A 6,519-nucleotide genomic window follows, 5' to 3' on the forward strand; every position below is an offset into this window, starting at 1 on the left:
GACAAGTATGAATTGGTCTATGCTCACGGTCAATCTGACCTTCCGGGGCGTAGTCCCGGGACGAAATGTCTGACTACTCCGAAAACACCCTGATCGAGCAACCGACTATCGCGCTCTTCGCCGACCTCTGATGGCAGGCCCAGTCCTGCTTCGACGAACTCTGCGGGCCCACCAATCCCCTCGGCCGCGAAACCCGCAACGATGTCGTCCTGACCACCTTTCGCTGTACTTACCCACTGAGATCCAACTCGATCGTCCTGGCGCCGCCGATCGGCAAGTCGCGTATCGTTGCGTCATGAACGAAGCAGACCTTCTCCAACTCGTCGCCGGCGGCGAATCCGAAGCATTGGAATTCAAGGCGTCCACGGCCGAACTAGATTCCGGGTTGCAGTCCGTCTGCGGAGTCCTGAACACCGGATCGCCCGGGTTCGTCTTCTTCGGCATTACCGATGGCGGCGATGTTCGCGGGCAGGAGGTCGGAGACCAAACACTTGAACGTGTCGCAAATGGTGTTCGCCGCATCGAGCCAATGACGGATATCAGCATCGATACGGTGAGTCTGGAGAACGGTCGCGCTGTTGTGATAGTCGCGTGCCCAGCGTCAGTGCGCACGCATACCTTCGGCGGTGTTCCCTACCAGCGTCTGGGCAAGACCACCTCGCGCATGCCCTCGGACCTCTATCGACAGCGGATCATCGACGAAGCGCACCGTTCCGATAGTTGGGAAAGCCGGCCAGCCGCCGGTTTCACACTCGCTGACCTCGATCATCGCCAGATCGTCATGACGGTCGAAGAGGCGATCCGACGGCAACGGCTGTCAGATCCACTCACGCGTGATATCGAACCGCTCCTTCTTGGCCTGGGTCTGCTGAAGGATGGACGCATTCTCAATGCTGCGATGGTGTTGTTTGGCAAAGAAGATCGCCTTCGTGTCTCGTATCCGCAATGCCTGCTTCGCCTGGCGCGTTTTCGAGGCACGACGAAAAGCGAGTTCCTGGACAATCGGCAGTTCGTTGGAAACGCCTTCGACGTGTTCGCTCGGGCGCAACAATTCTGGATCGATCATCTGCCGGTCGCGGGCCGCATCGTTCCGAATCTCATCGAACGAATCGACGAACCGCTCTATCCCACCGCGGCGCTCCGTGAGGCAATGGCGAATGCAATCTGCCACCGCGACTATGCCGCCATCGGGGGAGGCATCGATCTGGCGATCTACGACGACCGCCTGGAAATCACCAGCACCGGACCGCTGCGGTTTGGCATAGCGATCGACGATCTCCTGGCGCCGCACCAGTCGCGCAGTTGGAATCCAGGGATTGCGCATGTCTTTTACCGGCAGGGAATCATCGAATCGTGGGGCAGTGGAACCCTGCGCATGATCGAGCTGAACCAATCGGCCGGTCTTGCCCCGCCTGAGTTCGTCGCATCCCCACATTCCTTCACGGTTCGATTCCGCCCAACCGCGTCTCGCGCGCCAAGCCGCGTCGATACGGACTTGTCCCCTCTTCAACAAGCCATTCTGAACACACTTGCGGAGCATGGGCCGATACCTTTGCGGGAACTCATGGATCTGTTGCCGGACGAACCCGCGCTGCGTACTGTGCAAGACAACCTGCAGATACTGAAGATGTTGGGACTCGTCTATAACGCAGGGAAAGCAAGAGCATCTCGGTGGTTGTTAACGGGAACGGTTCCGGGTTGAGCAAACTCAATCCGTCCACTGCCCGCGGTCGGACCGGAATCTGTTCGAGACACGCTCGCTCCGGTTACCAATCCGTGTGATTCCGTGTGATTCCGTGTGATTCCGTGTGATTCCGTGTGATTCCGTGTGAGATGGTGTGAGATTCGGTGTCAATCCGTGTGATTCCGCGTCGAACTCACTCCAAATCCGATACTATCCTGGAGCGACAGAACCGCACAGGAACAAAGGTCCCGGGGTGCAAACCGACTATTCCGAAAACACCCTCGTCGAACAACCAGCCATCGCCCTCTTCGCCGACCTCGGATGGCAGACCCAGTCCTGCTTCGACGAGCTCTGCGGACCCGCCAACCCGCTCGGCCGCGAAACCCGGCACGATGTCGTCCTGGCCACCCGCCTCCGATCCGCCCTTACCCGACTCAACCCCAACCTCCCGACCGCCGCCATCGACCAGGCCGTCACCGAGCTCTCCCAGGACCGTTCCGCCAACCACCCCGTCCACGCCAACCACGACCTCTGGAATCTCCTGCGCGATAGCGTCAAGGTCACCGTTCCCGATTCCCAGGGCCGCGAGCGCGTCGAGATCGTCCGCGTCATCGACTGGGACCGCCCCGCCAACAACGATTTCTTCCTCGCCTCCCAGATGTGAGTTGCTGGCGATCCCTATACCAAACGTCCCGATCTCATCGGTTTCGTCAACGGTCTCCCCCTCGTCCTCGTCGAGCTCAAAGCGCTCACCAAACCCGCCAAAGACGCCTACGACGACAACTTGCGCGACTACAAGACCACCATCCCCCAGCTCTTCTGGCACAACGCCATCGTCATCCTCTCCAACGGTCACGAATCCCGCATCGGAACGACGACCTCCGAATGGGAGCACTTCACCGAACAGCGCGGCCGTACCGGCTCCGAACGGTCCACTACATCAGGTGAGACTCGAATAGGCGCAGACATCGTGACCCTGACTCTCGGAAAACTCGCACACGGCATAGGCGTCGACGCCACAACAGTCGCCGTTCACGGCGCATGGCTCGCCTATGGTCCGGCATGGGTCATCGAAACAATTTCCATGGACGCATCTGGTGCCCGTTCCGCAGCAGTTCTTTCCGCACGGGATTTCGCCAGTCGAGCAGCAAATTTCCTCACTGGAACAGGTGCCGTAGCAGCAGGCGTTGTCGCAGCAGGTCGCTTGGCCATCGGGACAGCAATCAGGGCCGCATTTCGTATCGCCGTCGGGGCAGACGCAGGCGCTTCCGTCCCAAGTCTGATTGCCGGGACATTTGACCGGTTTGGGAGTTGGGGTGGGCCGGCGAGCGGCATCGGCCTCTGGCGCTCGCCCGCCGAGCGCGGCAATTCCGCCCAGTCCCAGCGCGATCTTGATTGCGGAGCGGCGTGATTGCCCGCTCGCAAGCGCCTGGGTGAATCGATCGAATTGGGAATCTTCCATGCAGAGCATTCCATTCATCGAGATTGGCAGTCGAGACAACTGAGAAACGTGGGTGTGTGGTCGTTACGATGAGTGTATCAGCCGCGTGAGGAGCCAATGAGCTTGCCGGAGCACAGTCATCCTGAGCGCAGCCGAAGGATCTCCCTCGTCTCCCACCCGCCGTCATCCTGAGCGAAGTCGAAGGATCTCTCGTCCCCCACCCCCGTCATCCTGAGCGAAGTCGAAGGATCTCGCTCGCCCCCACCCCCGTCATCCTGAGCGAAGTCGAAGGATCTCGCTCGCCCCCACCCCCGTCATCCTGAGCGAAGTCGAAGGATCTCGCTCGCCCCCCACCCCCGTCATCCTGAGCGAAGTCGAAGGATCTCCTCGTCTCCCACCCGCCGTCATCCTGAGCGAAGTCGAAGGATCTCTCGTCCCCCACCCCCGTCATCCTGAGCGAAGTCGAAGGACTTCCCTCGTCTCCCACCCGCCGTCATCCTGAGCGAAGTCGAAGGATCTCTCGTCCCCCACCCCCGTCATCCTGAGCGAAGTCGAAGGATCTCTCGTCCCCCACCCCCGTCATCCTGAGCGAAGTCGAAGGATCTCTCGTCCCCTGGAACCACACTCCCGACGAAGCCCCAACCCCTCCGCAGCGAAGGGCCTCCGTGCCCTCCCGTCTCCACCCCTAAAAAAATCCGCCCCAAACCCCCTTGACAAATAAGAACATATGTTCTACTATCATGGATAAGCGGCACGTTTGGCAACGAGCGCGGGCCTGGGCAGCAACGGATTGTGCCCGGGCTGGTTACCCGTCATCCACACTCGGTGCTGGATCCCGGCTCTCCCGAGCGTCATGGTCGATCCCACCGCCATTTCGAGTCACAAGTTGTCAGTCGTCAGTCCTCGAGGATCGATTCACGGTGCCAAATGCTACACTCGCCATGTAGTCACAAATGTGGTCACATCAAGAGGAGCACTCCGATGACATCGGTCGGCGTTCGTGAGTTGAAAGAACACACCAGCGAGATCGTGCGTCGCGTCCGGGACAATGGCGAAACCATCGACATTACCTATCGCGGTGAGGTTGTGGCGACCCTTGTGCCCAAGCAGAAACGCTCTCAGGGGGAGAGCGATGCCTTTTGGGAGCGACTGGACAAGCTTCGACAAAACCTTGCCGCACAGATGGGTCCGGATCCGATCGATGTGGTGGAGCTTCTGAACGTGGAGCGCATGGAAATCTCGCCAGACGACGAGGATCTCCCGCCCATGCGCCGGGCGATTTCGTGATCGTTGTCGATACGAGTATCTGGCTTGCGGGGGTGCTCCCCGCAGATGTCCATTTTCGCGAGACCCAGCCGTTCATGGATCTCGTGCGCTTCGGTGATGTTCGCTTGCACGTTCCTGCGCATTTTCCGGCCGAATTCGCTGGGGTGCTTTCGAGAATTAGGGCGCCAGAGCAGGTCATTGCCGACATTCTCGAGATGATATCTTCGATCCAGCTGTTCACTCTTCATTCGATTTCATTGCCCCTGGGACTGCTGGCTGCCGACATCGCGCGGCATGCCAGCATTCGCGGTTCGGATGCCGTCTTTCTGGCGCTCGCAGCAACGCTCGATCTGCCGCTGGTTACCTGGGACAAGCAACAACGGGAGCGCGGTAAGTTGTTCTGCCGTACCATGACGCCGGTCGAAGCGATGGAGATGGCGGAATGACACACCCAATCCGGTTTGGCATCGTCTGCGGGCAGCGGGCGAGCTTCGCGGAGCTTTCCTACCGAATCGTCACCACCGAGCAAACCGGGTGGGACAGTTTCGATGTGGTCGATCACTTCTATGGGCTCTTCGATGTGCGCGAGCCGACCCACGAGGCCTACACCATGCTGGCGGCGCTCGCTCCCCAGACGAACCGGGTGCGGCTCGGGGTGATGGTGGCGGGGAACACCTATCGCAATCCGGTCTTTCTCCTGAAACAGGCGATGACCGTCGATGAAATCTCCGGCGGGCGGGTGACCTTCGGGGTGGGCGCCGGGTGGACCCGGCGCGAGCACGAGGCCTATAGCTGGGAGCTCTATGACCCGAAGACCAGAGTCGACCGGTTCGAGGAAGCGCTCGAGATCTGGGATCTCCTTCAATCGAAGGAGCGGGTTACCTATCTCGGCAAGCACTACGAGCTGATCGATGCGCCCTTCGAACCGAAGTCGTCCCAGGGGAAGTTGCCGGTGCTGATCGGTGGCACCAAACCGCGCATGATGCGGTTGGTGGCCAAGTATGCCGACATCTGGAACTCGGTCGGCGACCTGGACGAAGCGGGGACTGCCAGCAAGAACCTGGACAAAGCCTGTCTCGAGATCGGGCGCGATCCGGCGACGATCGTGCGTTCGGTCAGCCCGGCGCGAGTCTTCCTGGAATCGCCAGCGAAGTTCGAAGAGCACTTTCATGCCTATCGGGCGCTGGGGTTCACCGACTTCCGCCTGCCCTGGCCGCGTAATCCGGGGCAGAAGGAGGTCTTCGACGAGGTAGTGGTCGATCTGCTGCCCAAGCTGCGCCAGGCGTCGTGAGCCAGGCACGGGGCTGGACAACCGGCAACGCGCGGGAGGATGCCAATCCGTTTCGCGGGTGGCTGCTGGGGCATTTCGTGCCGGAGGGGTTGCGGCACTCGGATGTCGTCGAAGTCAAATGGGGCACGTATGCCGCGGGCTTCGGCGAGTCGGACTGGACCGCGTGCCAGACGGGAACGTCGCTGGTGGTGCTGGCGTCGGGGCGGCACGAGATCGAGCTCCCGCAGCAGGTGGTGATCCTGGAACAGCCGGGCGATTACCTCATCTGGGGTCCGGGCGTGCCGCACCGATGGCGGGCGCTGGAGGATTGCGTGGTCATGACGGTCCGCTGGCCGTCGATTCCGGGCGATACGATGGATGTGCCGGCTGCGGAGATCGAGCGGATGCGGACCGACTGAGCGAGTCCTGATCACCGCTGGACACTCGCTGCGGCGAGGAGATCCGTCCTTCGTCAGGATGACCTCCGTAGGTGACGGTGGCGGTGGGCGATTCATCGACCGTCAGTTGGAAGATGTCTGGGCGGGCGTAGTGCCCGATGACATCGAGGTCGAATTTGCCACGGGCGATCTCGCGCAGGTCGAGATCGGCGGTAAGGATGGTTTCCCCCTCGTAGTCTGGACCGGCGATGATCTCGCCGAGCGGGTTGACGATGCAACTCCCGCCGCGAGAGTAGACGGCGTCCGGTTCGTTACTGAACGAGGTGTCGTAGTCGTCCGGATAGTCGCTGCGCAGGGCGTATTGGTTGCAGGAGAGGACGAAACAACGCCCTTCGGTGGCGATGTGGCGCATGGAGGCGAGCCAGCTGTCGCGGGCGTCGGCCGTGGGCGCGCAATAGAT

8 protein-coding genes are annotated in these 6,519 nt (G+C 61.0%); 5 read left to right on the forward strand and 3 right to left on the reverse strand.

What is annotated here, in order from left to right:
- The first annotated feature begins 295 nt into the window (after positions 1 to 295).
- Positions 296 to 1,702 (forward strand): ATP-binding protein, encoded by a 1,407-nt coding sequence (locus R2855_19630; GenBank protein ID MEZ4533215.1) that lies wholly within the window; start codon positions 296 to 298, stop codon positions 1,700 to 1,702.
- Positions 1,703 to 1,877: 175 nt separating this feature from the next.
- Here R2855_19630 and R2855_19635 read toward each other — a convergent pair whose 3' ends face one another.
- Both R2855_19635 and R2855_19640 read right to left on the reverse strand, forming a co-directional pair.
- The gene (locus R2855_19635; GenBank protein ID MEZ4533216.1) at positions 1,878 to 2,540 is read right to left on the reverse strand and encodes a hypothetical protein; all 663 of its coding nucleotides are present in this window, start codon (positions 2,538 to 2,540) and stop codon (positions 1,878 to 1,880) included.
- 84 nt (positions 2,541 to 2,624) lie between these two features.
- On the reverse strand, positions 2,625 to 3,146 hold the full coding sequence (locus R2855_19640) for a hypothetical protein (GenBank protein MEZ4533217.1): 522 nt from the start codon (positions 3,144 to 3,146) through the stop codon (positions 2,625 to 2,627).
- A 960-nt stretch (positions 3,147 to 4,106) separates the two neighbouring features.
- Here R2855_19640 and R2855_19645 point away from each other — a divergent pair.
- The 4 genes from R2855_19645 to R2855_19660 are packed head-to-tail and all read left to right on the forward strand — an operon-like array spanning position 4,107 to position 6,080.
- Entirely contained in the window at positions 4,107 to 4,412 is a 306-nt protein-coding gene (locus R2855_19645) for a type II toxin-antitoxin system prevent-host-death family antitoxin (protein ID MEZ4533218.1), read from the forward strand.
- Positions 4,409 to 4,837, forward strand: coding sequence for a type II toxin-antitoxin system VapC family toxin (locus R2855_19650; GenBank protein ID MEZ4533219.1), 429 nt, complete (start codon positions 4,409 to 4,411; stop codon positions 4,835 to 4,837). Before R2855_19645 ends, R2855_19650 begins: the two co-directional genes overlap by 4 nt.
- Positions 4,834 to 5,682 carry an LLM class flavin-dependent oxidoreductase gene (locus R2855_19655; GenBank protein ID MEZ4533220.1) on the forward strand — a complete coding sequence of 283 codons (849 nt, stop codon included), beginning with the start codon at positions 4,834 to 4,836 and terminating at the stop codon, positions 5,680 to 5,682. Before R2855_19650 ends, R2855_19655 begins: the two co-directional genes overlap by 4 nt.
- Positions 5,679 to 6,080, forward strand: coding sequence for a hypothetical protein (locus R2855_19660; GenBank protein ID MEZ4533221.1), 402 nt, complete (start codon positions 5,679 to 5,681; stop codon positions 6,078 to 6,080). Before R2855_19655 ends, R2855_19660 begins: the two co-directional genes overlap by 4 nt.
- Here the strand turns inward: R2855_19660 and R2855_19665 are convergent.
- The coding region (locus R2855_19665) for a nitrilase-related carbon-nitrogen hydrolase (GenBank protein ID MEZ4533222.1) at positions 5,998 to 6,519 on the reverse strand (522 nt) is incomplete at its 5' end. The two genes, R2855_19660 and R2855_19665, sit on opposite strands and share 83 nt — an antisense overlap.

It is taken from the genome of Thermomicrobiales bacterium, assembly GCA_041390825.1.
In the GTDB taxonomy this organism is placed as follows: Bacteria; Chloroflexota; Chloroflexia; order Thermomicrobiales; family UBA6265; genus JAMLHN01.

Bases quoted from the DNA above. Each gene is read 5' to 3' on its own strand.
- R2855_19630 (MEZ4533215.1), top strand. From the start codon at position 296: ATGAACGAAGCAGACCTTCTCCAACTCGTCGCCGGCGGCGAATCCGAA.
- R2855_19640 (MEZ4533217.1), bottom strand. From the start codon at position 3,146: ATGGAAGATTCCCAATTCGATCGATTCACCCAGGCGCTTGCGAGCGGG.
- R2855_19645 (MEZ4533218.1), top strand. From the start codon at position 4,107: ATGACATCGGTCGGCGTTCGTGAGTTGAAAGAACACACCAGCGAGATC.
- R2855_19655 (MEZ4533220.1), top strand. From the start codon at position 4,834: ATGACACACCCAATCCGGTTTGGCATCGTCTGCGGGCAGCGGGCGAGC.